Source organism: Weissella koreensis KCTC 3621, assembly GCF_000277645.1.
Genome location: NZ_AKGG01000016.1, coordinates 235,490 through 255,195 on the forward strand (window position 1 = coordinate 235,490; position 19,706 = coordinate 255,195).

At 36.5% G+C, this 19,706-nt stretch carries 17 protein-coding genes, 1 pseudogene and 1 other annotated feature; of the genes and pseudogenes, 6 read left to right on the forward strand and 12 right to left on the reverse strand.

Features of this window, described 5'->3' with window-relative positions; translation table 11 throughout:
* Positions 1–74 precede the first annotated feature (74 nt).
* From JC2156_RS07720 to JC2156_RS07735, 4 genes are all read left to right on the forward strand, one after another.
* Positions 75–743, forward strand: a complete 669-nt coding sequence (locus JC2156_RS07720) for a YoaK family protein (RefSeq protein ID WP_006846076.1) — start codon at positions 75–77, stop codon at positions 741–743.
* 51 nt (positions 744–794) lie between these two features.
* Positions 795–1,065: a binding site (T-box leader), on the forward strand.
* An 81-nt stretch (positions 1,066–1,146) separates the two neighbouring features.
* The gene (locus JC2156_RS07725; protein WP_006846077.1) at positions 1,147–1,974 is read left to right on the forward strand and encodes a MetQ/NlpA family ABC transporter substrate-binding protein; all 828 of its coding nucleotides are present in this window, start codon (positions 1,147–1,149) and stop codon (positions 1,972–1,974) included.
* Positions 1,975–1,991: 17 nt separating this feature from the next.
* Complete coding sequence (locus tag JC2156_RS07730) at positions 1,992–2,765, forward strand: methionine ABC transporter ATP-binding protein (RefSeq protein ID WP_006846078.1); 774 nt, start codon at positions 1,992–1,994, stop codon at positions 2,763–2,765.
* Between the two features lie 15 nt (positions 2,766–2,780).
* Positions 2,781–3,473: a methionine ABC transporter permease gene (locus tag JC2156_RS07735; protein ID WP_006846079.1), complete on the forward strand. Its 693-nt coding sequence runs from the start codon at positions 2,781–2,783 to the stop codon at positions 3,471–3,473.
* A 140-nt stretch (positions 3,474–3,613) separates the two neighbouring features.
* Here JC2156_RS07735 and JC2156_RS07740 read toward each other — a convergent pair whose 3' ends face one another.
* From JC2156_RS07740 to JC2156_RS07755, 5 genes and pseudogenes are all read right to left on the reverse strand, one after another.
* The gene (locus JC2156_RS07740) at positions 3,614–4,267 is read right to left on the reverse strand and encodes a FusB/FusC family EF-G-binding protein (RefSeq protein WP_006846080.1); all 654 of its coding nucleotides are present in this window, start codon (positions 4,265–4,267) and stop codon (positions 3,614–3,616) included.
* Between the two features lie 14 nt (positions 4,268–4,281).
* Entirely contained in the window at positions 4,282–5,250 is a 969-nt protein-coding gene (gene manA / locus JC2156_RS09105; RefSeq protein WP_038241330.1) for a mannose-6-phosphate isomerase, class I, read from the reverse strand.
* Positions 5,251–5,811: 561 nt separating this feature from the next.
* A pseudogene (locus tag JC2156_RS09110) lies at positions 5,812–6,015 on the reverse strand (MucBP domain-containing protein); the annotation flags it as partial.
* Positions 6,016–6,042: 27 nt separating this feature from the next.
* Positions 6,043–6,540, reverse strand: a complete 498-nt coding sequence (locus JC2156_RS07750) for an aminoacyl-tRNA deacylase (protein ID WP_006846082.1) — start codon at positions 6,538–6,540, stop codon at positions 6,043–6,045.
* A 109-nt stretch (positions 6,541–6,649) separates the two neighbouring features.
* Positions 6,650–7,177, reverse strand: coding sequence for a DUF1836 domain-containing protein (locus JC2156_RS07755; protein ID WP_006846083.1), 528 nt, complete (start codon positions 7,175–7,177; stop codon positions 6,650–6,652).
* A gap of 154 nt (positions 7,178–7,331) precedes the next feature.
* Here JC2156_RS07755 and trhA point away from each other — a divergent pair, with 154 nt between their 5' ends.
* Entirely contained in the window at positions 7,332–7,976 is a 645-nt protein-coding gene (gene trhA / locus JC2156_RS07760; RefSeq protein ID WP_013989438.1) for a PAQR family membrane homeostasis protein TrhA, read from the forward strand.
* A 119-nt stretch (positions 7,977–8,095) separates the two neighbouring features.
* Here trhA and JC2156_RS07765 read toward each other — a convergent pair whose 3' ends face one another.
* Positions 8,096–10,549: a phosphoketolase family protein gene (locus JC2156_RS07765; RefSeq protein ID WP_006846086.1), complete on the reverse strand. Its 2,454-nt coding sequence runs from the start codon at positions 10,547–10,549 to the stop codon at positions 8,096–8,098.
* 319 nt (positions 10,550–10,868) lie between these two features.
* Between JC2156_RS07765 and JC2156_RS07770 the strand changes: the two genes are divergently transcribed.
* Positions 10,869–12,236: a cytosine permease gene (locus JC2156_RS07770; RefSeq protein ID WP_006846087.1), complete on the forward strand. Its 1,368-nt coding sequence runs from the start codon at positions 10,869–10,871 to the stop codon at positions 12,234–12,236.
* A 78-nt stretch (positions 12,237–12,314) separates the two neighbouring features.
* Here the strand turns inward: JC2156_RS07770 and JC2156_RS07775 are convergent, their stop codons facing one another.
* The 6 genes from JC2156_RS07775 to JC2156_RS08950 form a co-directional block, all read right to left on the reverse strand.
* Positions 12,315–13,046 (reverse strand): GntR family transcriptional regulator, encoded by a 732-nt coding sequence (locus JC2156_RS07775; protein WP_006846088.1) that lies wholly within the window; start codon positions 13,044–13,046, stop codon positions 12,315–12,317.
* 91 nt (positions 13,047–13,137) lie between these two features.
* Complete coding sequence (locus tag JC2156_RS07780) at positions 13,138–14,520, reverse strand: MDR family MFS transporter (RefSeq protein WP_006846089.1); 1,383 nt, start codon at positions 14,518–14,520, stop codon at positions 13,138–13,140.
* Between the two features lie 23 nt (positions 14,521–14,543).
* Complete coding sequence (locus JC2156_RS07785) at positions 14,544–15,248, reverse strand: hypothetical protein (protein ID WP_006846090.1); 705 nt, start codon at positions 15,246–15,248, stop codon at positions 14,544–14,546.
* 20 nt (positions 15,249–15,268) lie between these two features.
* On the reverse strand, positions 15,269–16,333 hold the full coding sequence (locus JC2156_RS07790) for a hypothetical protein (RefSeq protein WP_006846091.1): 1,065 nt from the start codon (positions 16,331–16,333) through the stop codon (positions 15,269–15,271).
* Between the two features lie 301 nt (positions 16,334–16,634).
* On the reverse strand, positions 16,635–18,617 hold the full coding sequence (locus tag JC2156_RS07795) for a hypothetical protein (RefSeq protein ID WP_006846092.1): 1,983 nt from the start codon (positions 18,615–18,617) through the stop codon (positions 16,635–16,637).
* 194 nt (positions 18,618–18,811) lie between these two features.
* Positions 18,812–19,669 carry a hypothetical protein gene (locus JC2156_RS08950; protein ID WP_155815934.1) on the reverse strand — a complete coding sequence of 286 codons (858 nt, stop codon included), beginning with the start codon at positions 19,667–19,669 and terminating at the stop codon, positions 18,812–18,814.
* Between the last annotated feature and the right edge of the window lie 37 nt (positions 19,670–19,706).

Consider the following 19,706-nt stretch of genomic DNA (forward strand, 5'->3'; position numbering starts at 1 on the left):
ATCCGAACTTCTATCATTAGTTCTCGTTTTATGCTTCACAAAATCATTTTTAGTAATCGAGGTTATAAAATAAAATGGTAAATAATATTTTCAAAATGAAAGAATCTGTCCGAGTTGGAGCCTTATTAGCAGCGACAACTGGTTTCATTGATTCTTATACCTTCGCCTTTCATGATGGCCGTTTCGCTTCATTCCAAAGTGGAAACATGCTCCAATTTGCGGTTAATATAGCTCACGGAAATTTTAAACATTCCTTGATTTTTATATGGCCTGCCCTAGCCTTCGTCTTCGGTGTAATGCTAAATCAGGTTGTTAAACGCATTCGTTATGTCAATAAAGCTCAATGGGAAGAATTTTCAATCCTCTTCGAAATGCTTGGCATCACTATCGCAGCAATTTTAGAAATTTTACATGCTCCAAGTGTCTTGAATATTTCTATTTTAGCCCTCAGCATGGCCTTCCAGAGCGATACCTTCACTAAACTGCATGGGGATGCCTACGCAACTACCATGTTCACTGGAAATCTAAAACGTTTCGGAGCAACACTTGCAAGCTATGGCTTAAATCATCAAAAATCTGAACTGATGAAAGCTCGTAATATCGGTGTAGTCATTCTTAGTTTTATCATCGGAGTCGTTTTAGCTACTTTTATTGGGATTAAATTAAACGGATGGTCATTATTTATTCCAGTCTTATCACTTGGGTTAACTTGGTTTATCATTACTGCTGATCGTCAAAATTAAAATTAAGTTTGACAAATTTTATAAAGCAATTTATGATTGTGCATATAGAAATGAAACAAGTTGAGCAGAAAAGTAACTACCAGGCAATCGCTCAGAGAGACAACGTTGGTGAGAGTTGTTCGAAAGGCCAGTAGTGAAAATGATCTGTGATTGGCAATGGTGAGTAGCAAGTCTATCAGCCGTTGACGGATTGGTCTACGTTACAAGACACGCGAATCGGTAGCGCATCATATCGCATACTACCCGCTCGTTGTTAAGGCTTTAAAGTGCACACGTTTCTTTAAGGTGAAGTAGAATGGTACCACGGACACCCGTTTCTATTTGATATTTATTTATCAAATAGAAACGGGTGTTTTTTGTTACTTCACTGCCCTAGTTATAACCATACAAACGGAGGATTATCATGAAAAACATATTCAAATTGAGCATCACACTCTTAGCTCTTCCCCTCGCTCTAAGTATTTTAACACCTATAGAATCAGTTTCCGCCGCACAAAAAACGGTAACAGTTGGAATTGTCGGAACATCTGAACAAGAATTATGGAAATCCGTCGCAAAGACTGCAAAGAAAGATTCAGGCATTACGGTTAAAACCAAAATTTTTACTGATTACAACACTCCTAACAAAGCTTTAGTAGATGGATCATTAGATCTGAACGCTTTCCAACACACTAATTTCTTAGACAATTGGAATAAGTCCAATGGTAATCAATTGGCATCAATTGGAAAAACCTATTTAACTCCTATGAGAATTTATTCTAATCATGCTCATGATGTCAAAAACATTAAAGACAATACTACTATTGCGATTCCAAATGATCCAACCAATGAGGGTCGTGCTCTGACCCTTCTTCAAACAGCTGGTTTGATTAAACTCAAGAAAACTGATCTACCAACCATCAAGGACATAAAAGAAAATAAACTAAACATCAAATTCAAAGAAATTGCTGCCGATCAAACCCCCAGCGCTCTTAAATCCGTTGATGCAGCTGTCATCAATGCAAACTACGCTCAAGAAGCACATTTAGCTGTTAAAAAATCAATCTATGTCGAGCCCATTAATAAAGCATCAAAACAATGGATCAATGTTATTGTTGCTAATAAAAAACAAGCAAAAAATAAAACTTACCAAGCCGTTGTAAAAGCCTACCAAACTAAAAAAACAGAACAATATTTCGATCAGACTTGGGGTGATACTCAATTACCTGCTTGGAATATCAAGTTAAAATAAAAGGGAGGAACCGTCGAATGTCCCTAATTGAATTATCCAATATCAAAGTTGATTTTAAACAATCCAATCAAGTCATTACTGCAGTGCAGAATGTTAACTTAAAAGTTGAACGAGGCCAAATTTTTGGAATTGTAGGTTATTCGGGCGCTGGTAAATCAACATTAGTACGGACAATCAACCTATTACAACGGCCAACCCATGGTTCAGTAAAGATCAACGATATCGAAATGACTAGCTTATCGCCAGTTGAGCTTCGTTTAAAACGTCAAAAAATCGGTATGATTTTCCAACACTTTAACCTTTTAGAAGAGATGACCGTTAAACAAAATATTTTACATCCACTTAAACGTTCAAAACAAACTACCAATCAAAAAGAAAGCAAAGCCAAGCAACTCTTAGAATTAGTAGGATTAACTGATCAAGCAAACGCCTATCCGTACCAACTTTCAGGTGGTCAAAAACAACGAGTCGCGATCGCTCGGGCTTTAGTAAATGATCCTGATATTTTAATTTCTGATGAATCAACTTCAGCCCTAGACCCTAAAACTACTCAACAGATTTTAGAACTCCTGAATCATTTAAATTTGACTTTACATCTAACTATTTTAGTAATCACTCATGAAATGCAAGTAATTGAAGCCTTAGCTGACCAAGTCGCTATCATGGAACACGGTCAAATAATTGAACAAGGATCAGTCCAAAATGTTTTTAATCAACCTAAACAAGCTTTGACTCAAGAATTTATTACCTTGTCACAAGGTTTTTCAATTCAAAAACCGCAATACAACTAGAAAGGTGACTTTTGTATGCAAAATTGGTTTAATCTTCATGTTCAAAACATTACAGTGCTCGGTTGGGGTGGTGATACTGGTTTTGGCACTGCTTTATGGGAAACTTTATACATGACTTTAGGATCTGCACTGATTGGTGGCATTTTAGGTCTTGCCTTCGGTTTAAGTTTAGTTTTAACAGCACCAAAGGGTTTAAATCCCCATCCCCGTTTGTTTAAGTTACTGGATTTATTAGTTTCCATAGGCCGAGCAATTCCTTTCATCATCATGGTCGTCGTAATTTCACCCCTGACCCAATTAATAACCCATACCACAATTGGGCCAACCGCAGCCCTCATTCCTTTAGCATTTGGAATTTTTCCATTTTTTGCCCGTCAAGTTCAAGTTGTGTTATTAAGTATTGATTCCGGTAAAATCGAAGCGGCTAATTCCTATGGTGCAACCCATTTTGATATAATTTGGGATGTCTATCTGCGAGAAGGACGAGCAGAACTAATTCGAATTAGTACCGTTTCTTTAATTTCACTTGTTGGTCTAACCGCAATGGCCGGAGTAATTGGTGCTGGAGGCTTAGGAACCACTGCAATCGTAACTGGCTATCAACGTTTCCAGACCGACGTGATGTGGTTAGCTACTTTAATGTTATTAACGTTAATTTTAATCATTCAGTTTATTGGTGATTGGTTGGCTAAACATTTACAACACTAGTTTAATAAGTCATCGTATTATTTAAATATGATGACTTTTTCTTTTTAAAAATAGGCATTAAAAAAGAGATTAGGATTGAAACGTCCTAATCTCTATCTCAAATTTTTTAATCAGTCTTAAATTATTCTATTAATCAAAAACTAATGATTAGTCATATAATCAACAAACCGATTCAAATATTGCGGATCATTAATCCGTGCATTACACTCCGCACCATTACGGCAAATTAAATTTCCCCGCTTAGTGTAATTACCGGAAGCTCCGCGTGCTTTAAGTTTTACTGAAAACATTGAAACAGTACTCAACTCATGGCAGATTGCGCACAAACCATTCAACGGTTTAGGATCCATATCGCCATACAGACCAATATAACGTTGATTTTGCGGCATAATTAAATATTTCTTTTGATTCCCATAGTCATCCCAACCCCAATAAGTTTGTTGGTATCGGTCTGTTTCCCAATTACTAGGATATTGAACTTTTTTTTGCTTTTTAAAGAGTTTATCTATTTGTTTTTCATCCATCTCTGGGAAAGGTTGAACTAAACTTTTCAACCCTTGCAAAGCCTTATCTGCACGTTCATGTGTACAGTCTTTCGCCAAGATAATTTCTAATAACTTTTCTACAACTGCTTCAGTTTTGATTTCCATTTCATCTAACAACTTAATCAAATCTAGTTGTAAGACACCTATAACTTTACTATCATTAACTGACTTATAAGCGCTAATGACATGGTGAACTTCTTGACTAATTTGCACAAATTGAAATGGTTGTAATTGTTTTTCTTTTTCCATAATTCCTCACGTGATTAACGTGATTTAGGGCCTGGCGTAGACATAATTAATGTCATTTTACCCTTCAGAGTCCATTCCGCTACCGTAGCTGGCATCACAAAACTAGTTGCTAACTCCAACGGATAACTTTGACCATCAACAATGACTGTTCCTGAACCCGCGATCACTGTATATTGTGCATAAGGAGCCTGTTTAACGATATATGCTTCACCATCTAACTCATCCTTATACACATTAAAGTACGGTGCTTCCACCATAGTAGTTTCTTGTAACGCCCCCATTTGGAGCGTTCTTTGCGCGGGGCTTTCCGCCTTAAATGGAACAGTCGTGACATTTTTAGCATCTTCCAGATGCAAATCTCGTAATTCGCCAGTCTTCTTATCAGGACGATCAAAATCATACACTCGATAAGTTACGTCCGAACTCTGTTGCGTTTCAAGTGCCAAGACACCAGTTCCTAAGGCATGCAAAGTTCCAGATGGAACATAGAAAAAGTCACCCGCATGAACTGGAACTTTTTGCAAAAGATGTTCCCAATCAGCTTGATCAATCATTTGATTAAATTCAGCTTGTGTTTGAGCCTTATGACCATAATAAATCTCAGCGCCCGGTTTAGCTGCCAAAATATACCACGATTCAGTCTTACCCAATTCACCATTATTATGTTCAGCAGCATAATCATCACCAGGATGAACTTGAACTGACAAATCTTGATGAGCATCTAAAAACTTCACTAAGAGGGGGTAAGGACGATTAACATCATTATTTTCGAATAATTCAGGATGAGTTTGCCAAACTTCAGCTAATGTTTTACCAGCTAAAGGGCCACGGGAAATCGGTGAAACACCATTTTGATGGCCTGAAATAATCCAAGCCTCTCCCGTTGTATCACTTGGGATAGGTAAATCGAAAACATCTTTTAATGCCGTTCCGCCCCATATTTTTTCATGTAAAACTGGTGTTAAAAATAATGGCTCTGTCATATCAATTTCCCCTTCCTCGTTTTCCAATAAAACAACATTATCCCCCTCAATCCAACCTTGACTTCCTATTTCATACCAGTCATTTTTAGAAGGATCATGGACAATCTGAGTTAATAAAACGTCCAACCCAGCCATTAAAACATTCTTATGACTTCCATACGGTTTTGAGTAAACTGGAACTTGTTTCGTTTGATTACTAGCAAACAATCGGCCTCTTTTTTGAAGCGGTTGAGGATCCCAATCATAATGTTCAAATTTATTGCTAGTAGTGGCTTTAAAAGGGACTTGATTTGTTAAAATTTGATCATTAGCTTGTGCACCTTTTTTGATCGTCATTAACTTACGATCATAAAGAATCCACCTGGAATCACCCAATTGATGCCAAAAAAGTCCTTTTGTAGTTGACAGACGTTTAATCACCGGCCAAGTCCCTATAGTTAACGACTCTGATAGCATACTGTTTAAGTCAGGATTTGCATAAGTTGGTGTAGGAGACTGGATTTCTACTTGATAATTAGTCAAGGCTTCAATTTGCGCAACATTCCCTTGGCGGTAATAGATCGTAACCCTTTGTAATTGATCCGTAAAAAAACCTTCCAAGCTTCCATCGATATGATCAATAACATAATCATTAATGGTTTGTGGCTGCAATCGAAATGGCTTACCTAAATCACCCTCGATAATTTGTGCAGGTGCTAAATTTTTATTAGTACCTTGTTCTTTGGTATAAACCCAAATCGGCACTCCTTTTAACGCTAATCCCATGAATCAAACCTCCCCTACTAAATATGACTAATTATCCTCAACGGCAATATCAACAAATTCACTATGGACAAATTTGGCTATATCCTCAGCTTTCACCCGGATGGAACGACCAACTTCACCCGCAGATAAAATTATTTCTCCAGCCTGTTGTGCTCGAATGTCAAAGTAGATTGGGAATTTCTTAGTTTGCCATATACCAACTGGATTATTAGCTCCGTGTACATACCCAGTAGTCTTTTGTAAGTCTTTGGTTGGAATCATATATGTTCGTTTATTACCAGAAATGGCGGCTAATTTTTTCTCACTTAAATGCATATCAATTGGCACAATCCCAATCAAAGGACCTGTTACATTTCCTTGTAATGCGAGCGTTTTATAGATATCATGTTCATTAATTTGATACTTTTCCAGTTCATCAGTCGATCGATCCATGCCATGACTAAAAATAATTGACTCATATGGTATATCTGCTTTATCCAATATTTGTTCTACTAAAATTTTTTTAATTCTATCCTTTTTAGCCATAAAACACATCGGCCCCCTATTCGTATTATTCCTTATTACTATTATACCTGATCATTGATAATTAGAAGATTTTTTATAAAAACTTATAGATTTATATTAAATTTGATAATTATGACTCACTAGCTACATCACCATCAATTTCTATTAGCTGCATGCAAATAATCTTATAAATTACAGCTTGTATAGCCATTTGTTGAAAATCTGGAACTCCAAACGCTGCTTGCTGAAACTGTACAACGGGATTTTTAATATCTAATCCCGCCAAAGCATGATTGAAACGTTCCACAAAATTGTCATAAGCCACCTGGGTATTTTCTTTATTTGAGCCAAGTTGCTTAGCGACTCCCTTTTTGACCGTATCTAAAGGAAAAACCACCTTCATAATACTGATCAAAATAATTTCGACCAATTGTTGCCTTTGATATTTTTTCTTAATAGGACGTTGAACCATATCATTTTTAACATAACTATTAATCATCGCTTTTGTGATTGTGGTCTGTAAAATTGGCGTAAAAATTTTATTCACCTCAGTCACTACTTGATCCATATATAAGTCCAAATCGGGTAAAGAATCCCAAGTTGGAATTTGTTGGCGCTGTAAATTTTCTAACCATCGTTTATATTCGATTGATTCCATCTTGCATTTACCTCATCGCTCATCTTTTGTAAGTGTAATTATGGCACAAAAAACATATTTTGTCATCTTACGTAATATTCAATTCTACATAACCTTGACTTTGGTTCTATCAAACTTTTATAATAGCAATATCTTAACAGAGAGGAACTTTACTATGAAATTAGATATTACAAACCATAAAACCGTTATTTATGAAATATGGAACGCGATCACTCACGGTATCGCTTTAATTATTAGTTTAATATTAATAGTATCTCTAATTCAACGTGGAAACCTACACCATTTACCATTCTATCAAATGACCAGTTTATGGGTATACAGCGGAACTTTACTACTTTTATATTTAGCTTCCACTTTATTTCACTGCTTAGCATTTACTTCAGCCTATCGCTTTTTTCAAATTTTTGATCACAGTAATATATTTTTATTAATTGCTGGAACCTATACTCCTTACTGCTTAATTACTCTAAATAATCAAAAAGGATTTATTTTATTAATTTTAATTTGGATTTTAGCTATCAGTGGAATTTTAAATCACGTATTAAGTCACGGTCGTCATCAAAAAATTGAAACCACCTTTTACATCATCATGGGTTGGCTATGCTTATTAACTGGAAAAGAATTATACCAAAATTTATCAACTACAGGATTTTGGTTATTAGTATCTGGCGGTCTTGTCTTTACTATAGGTGCATTTATTTATAGTTTTTCAAAAATACCCGGACTTCATTTAATTTGGCATTTCTTTGTCATGGCTGGAACCTGGTTAATGTTCTTCTCAATATATTTCAATATTTAATCAAAATAGCCAGCATAAAATAACATTATTTATCACACATATAATTAAACAACAAAAAAGCGCTTAAGATTTACATCCTAAACGCTTTTATTGTATAACCATAATTTAATTAATTAAAATTAAACCAATGGTGACCACTTCCAGTCAGTGAATTCTTCGATATCACGACCTTCGTTACGAGTAACTTCGAAGTGCTTTGCCAAAATAGCATCCATCTTCTCGAAGAAGACATCAGCCTTATCAGATGCAACAACTCCATTTTCAAGCAATGCTGAAACAGCATCCTTTGCTTGGTGGAATCGATCCAATTCTGAGTAGACACGCATATCGTAAGTAGTAGTGATGTCACCATCTTCACGGTATCCGTGAACATGAAGTCCAAGATGTCCGCGCTCGTAGAAGAATGATTGGATCAAATCTTCATAACCGTGGAATCCAAAGACAACAGGTGTTCCTGACTCACCGAAGAACTTAGTGAATTCTTCATCAGTCAATGAACGTTCTGAGTTCATGGCACCATTCTTGTTTTGCAAACGCATTAATTCAACAACGTTGACATAACGCATTGCAACTTCAGGGAATGCTTCGTTAACAAGGTGCAAAGCAGCCAAAGTTTCGATTGTTGGTTCAACACCAGCAGATGCGAAGACGATGTCAGCCTTACCTTGTGGAGCAGTAGAAGCCCAGTCAACAACCATCAAACCTTCGTTAGCAAGAGTTTCAGCTTCAGAAACTGAGAACCATTGTTGACGAGGTTGCTTTGATGCAACCACGTGGTTAACCTTGTGACGTTCAGTGAAGGCACGGTCAAAGACGGCCAACAATGAGTTACCATCAGCTGGCAAGTATTGACGGATAAAGTCTGCTTTCTTTTCTGCCAAGTGAGTCAACATACCAGGATCTTGGTGTGTGTAACCGTTGTGGTCTTGTTGGAAAACAGTTGAAGTTGAAATCAAGTTCAATGATGGGTAATCATTACGCCATGATTGTTCTGAAGCATGACGCAACCACTTGAAGTGTTGAGTAATCATTGAGTCCACGACACGCAAGAATGATTCGTATGATGCGAATACTCCAACACGTCCAGTCAATGTGTAAGCTTCAAGCCAACCTTCAGCTTGGTGCTCTGAAAGTTGTGAATCAAGAATACGTCCTTCAGGAGCTTGATGTTGGTCATAAGGTTCGTTGATTGGTTCCATCCATTGACGGTTCGTCATCTTGAACATATCCCATAGACGATTTGACATCGTCTCATCAGGTCCGAAGATACGGAATGAAGTAGGGTTCATCTTAGCAACTTCAGCGAAGAAGCCTGACAAAACGTTCATATCCATATTACGGTTTCCATCAGCTAATTCAGTTCCGCGGTTGTCCGCATTAACATCGTTAGCAAACTTCTTCCAGTCTGGCAATTCCAAGTTCTTTGCAGCTTCACCACGGTGACGTCCACCGTTAGTGATAGGGTTAGCAGCCATACGCTTGTCACCCTTAGGTGCCATTGCAGCTACTTCATCCTTCAAAGTTCCATCAGCATTGAACAATTCGGCTGGCTTGTATGAATTCAACCATTCTTCGAATTGTGGCAATGTTGCCATCTTCTTTTGTGAAAGGTTCAATGGAACTTGGTGCGCACGGAATGAACCTTCGATTGGTTCTCCAGCTTCATTGTGCGTAGGTCCACCCCAACCCTTTGGCAAGCGAGCGATGATTACTGGCCATGCGGCAACAGTTCCATCTTCATACTTTCCGTTTTCACGGGCATCCTTTTGAATTGCTTGGATATCTTCGATAGCTTGGTCAAGAACCTTAGCAGCCATCTTGTGATATGCAGCATAGTCACGGATATCATCGTTTTCAATGAAACGAGGTGAGTATCCAAGACCTTCAAAGAACTTAGTGATTTCTTCGTCTGACATACGTGAGAACAAAGTTGGGTTTGAAATCTTGAATCCGTTCAAATCCAAGATAGGCAAAACAGCACCATCGTTCTTTGGGTTGATAAACTTAATTGAGTGCCATGCAGTCATTGCAGGACCAGTTTCAGCTTCACCATCACCAACAACAGCAAATGCGATTTGGTCAGGATTGTCCAAAATTGCACCAGTTGCGTGTGACAATGAGTATCCAAGTTCTCCACCTTCGTGAAGAGATCCTGGAGTTTGAGCGGTCATGTGTGATCCAATTCCACCAGGGAATGAGAACTTCTTGAACAACTTTGCCATACCATCAATATCTTGAGTGATCTCAGGATAATTGTCAGTGTAAGTTCCATCCAAGTATGAGTTCGTAACCATAACTTGTCCACCGTGACCAGGTCCACCAACGTAGAACATGTTCAAGTTGTACTTGTTAATCAAACGATTTGCATGTGCATACAAGAAAGTTTGACCTGAGATAGTTCCCCAGTGTCCGATAGGCTTAACCTTAACGTCATCAGCAACGATTTGTGTACCAGTCACTGAGAACAATGGGTTGCTCTTCAAAAAGATCATACCGGCTGAAAGATAGTTGGTAGCGCGCCACCAAGCATCAACTTTAGCAAGGTATTCTTGTGAATCAAAATCTACTGCCATTTTGATTAAATCTCCTTTATAGGTTTGAGAATTGTAATTCCAACTTAGGACCATCCCTAAGAATATGTTCATAATAACATCAATTTAATAGTTTTTCAATCATTATTCTCAAATTGGACCGCTCCAATTCAGTTAAATTTTAAATTGTTTTTATGTTTTTAACCTGCTATGATACATAAAACCACTTTAAATTGATCCCGTGAGATCAATAAGGATATAAATTAAAGCAATCGGTGGTCCCATAGTATCCTGTACTGCGGGGCCTTTATTTTGCTCAATTTACTCAACTAAGAGGTGTCTGATTTTGAAGGAGGAAATTATGCAAAAGTCATTTGGAACAGTTCACCCAATTCCCCAAGTTGCTCGCTATTCGAATAAATGGGATATGTTTGCCACATGGGTCGGTGCTAATGCTAATAATGGAACTTGGTATATTGGGGGGGTGATCGCTGCTGCCGGAATGTATACCGCATCTACTGCCTTGATTGTAGCTGGAATATTATCGTATACTCTACTAGCCTTTTCTAGTTTAATGGGATATCACACCGGCTTATCCGCGATGACATTAACCCGAGCTTCCTTTGGGATTCGTGGTTCATTTCTACCGTCTATAATTAATATTGTCCAATTCATTGGCTGGGCTGCTGCAAATACTTTCATTGCGGCAATCTCTGTCTCAACTATCTTTCATACTATTCTAGGCTGGCCCAGCTATGGTCAACCTGGTGGTCAATGGGGCTTAGTTATTGGAATTATAATTATGTCTATTTTGCATTTAATATCCATTTCACTGGGCGAAAAATCAGTTCGCTTAATTGAAAGAATTGGAATTATTTTGGTCATCATATTCGTAGTCTGGGAATCAATTGTCGTCTTTAAAACCGTTTCTCTACATGCCATTTTTGCTTGGCAACCACCCAAGCATATGCAAATTAGTTCGGGAGCTGCGATTGACATCTTAGCAGCTTTCAACTTAGCTTGGGTTACCGCTGGTTCTGATTTTTCTAGATTCAGTAAATCTAAACAGGGAGCGACTTCAATGGCCTTCTTGGGCGCCAATATTGGATTATTCTGGTTTGCTTTTATTGGTTTAACTGCCACAATTGCTACAGCTATCGCGCTCAATAACTACGATCCCAATTATTCTGACCCTTCTACGATTGCCATGCGACTGGGGCTTGGAACCTTGGCTTTGATTGTTATTATGATCACTTCAACTACTGCCAATGCAGTTAATTTAATGGCGGCTGGGTCTGCGCTTACTAATATTTGGCATAAATTAAGTTTGAAAGCATCTCTTTTAATTGTCACCCTCACAGCGACTTTGGTTTCATTTATTCCCCTCTTTGTCGCTAGTTTCTTGACCGACTTTATTGCCTTTTTGGACTTAATTGGAATGGTATTGGGCCCTGAAATTGCCATTTTCCTAGTTGATTACTTCCTAATTAGAAAAGGAAATTACCAAATTTCTGAATTTACGAAGATTAATGGTCAGTATTGGTACAATGGCGGCATTAATTGGCGCGCCATTGGTTCTTGGATATTTGGCCTTCTAGCTTATTGGGGGCTTGGTTACATTGCTTTAATTAAAGAAACAATTGGTGCTACTTTTGTCGCCATGCTACTAACAGCAATTGTATATTTAATACTCGCCTGGCCTAATAGAAATAAGTATAACAATCATTAATATTAATTAAATTCAAAAAATTAAAAGGCGTCTTCAACAGCTGTAATGCTGCTGGAGACGCCTTTTGCTTACGTATAATTACTCACCGTCCATTGAGATAAACGAATTGTAATGCATATATTTATAATGTACTCGCATCGTACCATATTCAAATGGCGTACCATCATCAAGAAAATAAATTCCGGCCATAATTCCAACCGGCTCATTAACATTTAGGTCGAGCATTTGTTGGTCAAATTCATTTGAAGGCTCCACCGTAACTGTCACAAATGACTTGGAAACCGATTTTTTAGTCGCCTTTTCTGCATAGTGAAACATGGAATATTTAAAATCCTCTTTGCTAGCTAGCGGAATTAATTTCACTGGAATTAAAGCATTCTCAATCATGAAATAGGTATTCCCTAACGTTCTTAATCGTTGAACTTCCCAGACTTCTTCACCAGGTTCTAAGAATAAAGCCATTCTGGTTTCTTCGTCAGCTTCATGAACTTGAGCCGATAACAAATGGATAGCTGGCGTTTCACCATGATGACGGAACGAATCTGAAACTCCCAGATTAGAACCAACTGATCGAAACATCGATTTATTTTTTAAATATAACGGATTAACAAAAGTTCCTGAACCACGTTTCTTAAAAATAATTCCTTGCCCTACTAAACCACTAACAGCACGTTTGATTGAACTACGGGATACGCCATACTCTAACGCCAAAGAACGCTCATCGGGCAATTTTAATGCCGAAAATTGTTCCGCATCGATTCTCTTTTGTAAATCTGCCATGATGCGAACATAGATTGCTTCTTGCGTCATTTTTTGCCTCTCCTCATTGTTTTTAATAATTAATTTTAACATAAAAAGTGGTTGGACCAAATAATTTTGGCCCAACCACTTATTAATAATTTTATCGTTTGCGTAATAAGCGCGTAAGTACGGCAGAAATAAATACTATGAAAGCCGCAACATAAAATGCAGTCTTAATCCCACTTAATTCAGCTAATTTGTAACTAACGCCTTGATGTCTTTGACTAAGGCTAACCAAGCTATACAAAGTAATCAATGCTGCTGTTCCAAATGAAGCAGATACTTGACGAACAGTTGTAAAGGCGGCCGAAGCATCAGGCATTAATTCAAGTGGTACAGCATTAAATGCTTCAGTTTGAATTGGCATTGTAACTAAGACCAAACCAACCTGACGAATTAGTTGACCTAATACTGGTACCCAAAGTGGTGTGTGCATCCCCAAATTGGCCAATAATAATGTTCCAATTAACGTAATCGTCAATCCAATTGGCGCCAACATTCTAGCACCATAACGGTCATATAATTTTCCAGATGTTGGTGACAAAAGGGCTGTCACAATCGCTCCCGGCATCAAAACCATCCCTGAAACCATCGCTGATTGTCCACGAACTGATTGCAAGTAAAGTGGCAACATTAATGCTCCACCATATAACGCTGTCATCAAAACAACGTTAATAATCACTGCCACCCAAAAATTATGGTATGAAAATACTCGTAAGTTTAAAAGCGGAACCTTCGTATGCGTTTGTTGATAAACAAAGGCAAACGTAGTCACAATACCAACTAATCCATACGCCCAAACATTAGGACTCGTCCAATTTCCAGTCCCCGCATTAGAAAATCCATACAATAGCGTTCCTAATCCAATAGATGACAAAACTACTCCAGTAAAGTCAAATTTCAAAAACTTTTGTTCTCCAACGTTTTTCAAGCGTACCATGGCAAAGATCAAATCAATGATCATTAATGGTGCTAATCCCAAGAACAACCATCGCCAAGAAACAAATGACACAATTGCTCCAGATAGCGTTGGTCCAATCGTAGGAGCAAAATTCAAGGCCAGTCCGATCATCCCCATCGCTGCTCCTCGACGGTCGCTAGAGAATAAATTCATTACTACTACGTTCATCAAAGGTCCAAAGACCCCTCCACCCATGGCTTGAACCATTCGGCCAAGAATCAAAACTCCGTAATTGGGTGCAAAACCTGCAATAATCGTTCCGACCGTAAACATGGCCATGGCCGTCAAATAAAGTTGGCGTGTTTTAAAACGTTGAATCAAGAAGGCCGTCAATGGAACCATCACACCATTAACCAACATATATCCGTTGGTCATCCATTGTCCTAGCGAAGTATCAATGTTGAATTCTCGCATAATACTAGGCAAAGCCGTATTCATTAAGGTTTGGTTCAAAAAACTCAAGAATACCCCGGCCATTAAAATATATAACGCTCCTCGTTGGCGTGTTGTTAAATCTTGCATAATCATCCTTCCCTAAAAGTACACTAAACTCGTAAACGAGCTAACACTGTTACTACAATTCTAATTAAAAAGCTCAAAATCGTTAGTGCAAAAAAATAATAAACAACTTGTTTGGCTGCAAATTGCCAATATTGAAATCCTGTGGTTTTAAAAAGCCAACTACAAATTAAACTAACAATAGTCAGTAACCCTAAATATAATAGCATTCCTGTTTGAGCACCAGCCCAATCGGCTTTACTCAAATCAATTCCAAAAAATAAAGTTAAACATAAATATCCCCAGATAATTCCTTGCAAAAAAGAAGGTGATCCCGTTGGTGATCCTGTCAACAAGCTGGGCCATAACCAACGAGTAACAAAATACATACTCAAACTGATCCCAAAGATTGGGGCAATTCCGATAAAAAAGTTTCCTAATGTTTGATACCAATTATGTGGATCATATGTATGCTCTACATAACCTAAAGTTCCCTGGGCATCAGCTGGCTGCAAAAATGATATCGATTTAATTTTATGACCAAATATAATTGCTACCACAGCATGTGATAATTCATGAACAATAATACCTAGCCAAGCCCACCAAATTTTATGACCAAAAAGATTGCTACTAATAGCCATATTCTTTGATATCAGCCAGCTTGCACAAACTGGAACTAAGAAATTTACACCTAAAACTAAAACCCACAAGCCTAACACTGGGTGTGCCAACATCATTTCTTGCCAAATCATGTTTAATTCCTCCCTTATTTTTAATGATCGGAAGGACCGGATTCATTTTTAGCAAATGTTATTTGCCCACTAACACTATCTAGGACCCCTTGAAACAATTCTTTCACCATATAATCATTAGAATTAAATCCAGCTGGTAGTTTAATATCTGAAAATTTAACCATCTCATAGCCATATGCTTCTAATTTTTTAAACTTATTTTCAGCAGTCAAAAGGACGGCCGGCGTTGATGTTATTAGCGTATCTTCCAATATAATTAAAAATTGTTCAATTGCACCCGCTAGTTTTAAATCACCATTAAAAGTTAGATCTAAAACATTTCCTACAATCCAACCATCTGATTCATCATCTGACATTAAAACGCCTAATTCCACCATAGCATGACCCTGAACGTTTCCATTCATTGTCATCACTATTTCAATATTACTATACTTTCGTACACGTTTTTTTCGTGCATTTTTGATACGTTTTAATAATATTGGCCAATCTAAGGGCCGATTAACACGCAATATTTCCTCAATCTGCTCGTTATCATTTGGCTGAGCAAATCTATATTCCAAAGTATTGTTAATCTCAGCTGATTCAACCACATTAAGATTTAAGCGATCTAATATGTAACCATGCGCTTCTAGATATTTCATCATTGCTATATCTTGTTTTTTTAACTCATCCGAACGATTTGGTAAGCGTAATAATGCATCTAAAACCTCAATTGTATAAGTAGCTGGCATTATTTTATAATTTGGTTTTTGATTTTTATGAAGATCTTCCATCACAGCTAGTTGAAATCCAGTGTAAGCCTCATATTCCTCATAACTTAATAAATCTAAGGTAATAATTCCATCAGAAAAGAGCATTACATCATCCCCAACACCGGGTTTGAAATTTAAATTCCCCATAATTTCAATGATTTTATGAGTATCATACATCCATTTTACATCAATCACCAATGGGATCATCACTGCATCAAAATCCAGATGTGACAGCAATTCAACTGAAGCAGTTCCAACAACTATAGGTTCTATTTCATATTGATTTAATACCGTCACGATCTTTCTAAAGTGATTATATTTATATTGATCCATTGCAAGACCTCCATTCTTTTACATTTAACTTGGCACACAGCATTTTTTACAATTCCATTGTTTGACGTTCAGATTAATAAAGTCTATTAAATAAAACTTTTATAGTATGCTGATTTTTTATCTCAGACCAAAAACAAAAGGCCGGGACAAAATGTTCCAGACCTCTTTAATAACAATGCATTGCATTTTTCTGATTAATACCAAGGCGCTTTATTAATTATTAATATTAATAATTAAACTTTCACTCCATTCTACACCTTTTAATTTAAAAATCTATTCTTCTAACAAAAGTCAATTTATTCTACAAATGAACTCCTCGTTGATGATCGTAAAAGGTATAAATAAATGAGCTCCCCGCCGGTAGCTTTTGTGTACTCCTGACATTATAAGGTGCAAGTCGATAATCTAAAAGCGCCACACTCCAAACTCGTTGTACTTGATTAGTTTTATTACGCAGTTCCATTTCATAATATCCTGCAGCCAACGGGTGTTGATTAGTCATAAACGTTCCCTTTGATGTTGACACAAGTTTAAGTTTATAACTTTTTTGCTCATCTAAATTAATTAAATGTCCTGTAACTTGTGATCCCCGTGGAACTTGTAAGGTAAATTGGTTGATTTTAGTTCCTACTCTCACTTTTTGCGACAGAATTTGATTCGGTAATAATTTCGTTGGCTTTGCATGATATTGCTGAGATAATTGGCTTCGTTGTGCAATCGTAATAATCTTTTCATTCTTACGTGGCGCAAACATTATCGTAACCCCTAACACTACAATAAACATGGACAAGCCCCACCAGAATATCTTCCGTAAGCGTGGTTTTCGAAGGCTTATACTACTATTCAAATATTCATAATTGTGCCAAACAATATAAAACAACATTGGTATCAATACTAACCCATAACGAGCCTCTGTTTCCCAAATCAAAGTATGCAAGGCAACATATCCTAGCAAAATCAAGTTAACAAACCCCAACTGGTCACCATGGCGTTCAAATTTTATATTTTTAAATGATTGAATAGTTGAAAGCAAGGCTAAACCATACAGGCTTCCCCATAGCATTCGTTGCACTAAGACAATGAACTGAGACAAATTTGCTTGATGTTTCTGATACCAATTTGGTGCTTCAACATGGCCACCAGTGTAAGCCATCGGTAGCGGTTGACTAGATAATAAAATTCCCATTTTAGTAAATGAATGTTCAATCCAACCAATAAATGTATATGTTTGCAAACGCTCTGGAATTTTATGATTCAACGCTTGCTGACGCTCTTCTTTATCCTTGAGTTTCAAGAGGCCATGAACATCATCACCCGCATAAATCCCATGTTTATGCTGATTTAACCCCATATAAATCCATGAAGTAGTTGGAAGCTCATACTTAGCATTTTGATGATAATTAGCTGAATTTAAAATCACTTGCTTTGCCGGTACAGAAACCCCAAATCCAACAATAAGTAACATAATCGGTATCATAATTTCTTTTTTAAAGATTTCTCGATAATAAATTAAATTCCATAGCGCCCATAATAGACCAGCAATTAATACAATAATCAAATTTGGCTTAACCAATTGACCTAAAATAGTTAAGCAAACTAACCACACTCCATTAAAATAACGTCTTTTTTTATTATGCTTACCCCAATCTAAGACAATATAAACGATCCAAGTCAGGCACAACAAAACAATTGAATCAGTATAAAATACTTTAATCATATAAGTATATGATAAAGGTAACACAGCGAAGAAAGTGATAATTCCAACTTGAATCGCTGGAGAATTATTAACTTTTTTACGCGCAATATACAACATTGATGCAATAAAACCATCAAAACAGATTAGCGATAACCCATACATCGTTAATTGCGTTGAAATCCCCAATAAATGTGTAATTTTCAAGACCCATGAAAGCAAAACTGCAATCACTGCATTATTAGGATAACGCCAGAAATACGATGTCCCCGCCCAACTTTGATGATTTAAAGCTAGCTGTTCGGCCTGATAATAAACTCGAAATGGATCATGATAAACCGAACTTGGTAAATATTTCAAGACCATAATCTGCCCTAATATCATTAGAATAAAAATAACGAAAACTATCAATTTCGTTTTATGAGGTTCTAAATGATTAAGCTTTGGCGAAAAATACAACCAGCCGATAACAACTAATATTATGCCTATCAATGTTAATAATGAGAAAGGCGCAACGATACTAGTAATAAGCCCTACGCTCAAAACTAAAACCGTAATTCCTAAAATTATTTTTTGTAAAAATTTAGCCATTATTCTTCTCAACTTATCTTTTTCTATTAATTAAGTATCTTTAAATATCCTATATTAAAACTATATAACAATTAGCATATCATACAACATTGCTAATAGGCATTACGACCTATTTATATCTTAATTAGAATAAATTTTACTAAATTTCAAGAAATACATAAGTAGAGCTTTATTTTCCAAAATACAAAATTAAATTATCGCTTCCGAAAATACCAACAGAAAGTTACTATGCTCATTATAATCAAGCTGATTATCCCCCTAATAAAAGAGCATGATTGAATGTCACTATGTGTGGTCGGTAATTTTGGATAATTTAACTTTTTGGATTTAACAACATCAACTGTCGCCATTTCTTTTGGCTGATTTTTAACTACTTTCAAATACGTTATTGGAATAACATTTTTTATACACATTTTATTTATATTTCGTTGATCTATTTTCTGAATAACCGTTTGCTTATTTTCTACTAACGTCTTTAATCCGACGATATTTAATATTCCAATCTGTTTTTCCATAGTACTAGATACTTTTTTAACCACAACTATGTCAGAACTTTTCACTTTTTCTACTTTAGTTGAATCAGGCTTAATTACTAAATCAATTATTTGTTTATTTTCAACCGTCTTAGATAATTCATTTGATTTCATTAATAATTCTACATTTTTAACATCATCAATTTTTTCTTTAACTACCGGTATTTCAGCCTTTTCTTCCACTTTGGCTGAATTAGGCTTATTTTCTGATTCAACTGGTTGTTTAAGTTCAACTGGCTTAGTCAATTCAATAATATTAGATAGTTCATTTGCCTTCGTTAACAACTTTAAATCTTTACCATTGTCATTATTTTCTTCTTTGACTACCGGTATTTCAGTTTTTCCTTCTTCCTTGGTTGAATTAGGATTATTTTCTGATTCAACTGGTTGTTTAAGTTCAACTGGCTTAGTCAATTCAATAATATTAGGTAGTTTATTTGCCTTCGTTAACAATTCTAAATCTTTACCATTGTCATTRTTTTCTTCTTTAACTACSGGTATTTCAGTTTTTYCTTCCACYTTRGTTRAATCAGRMWTATCTTTTGATTCAGCTGGT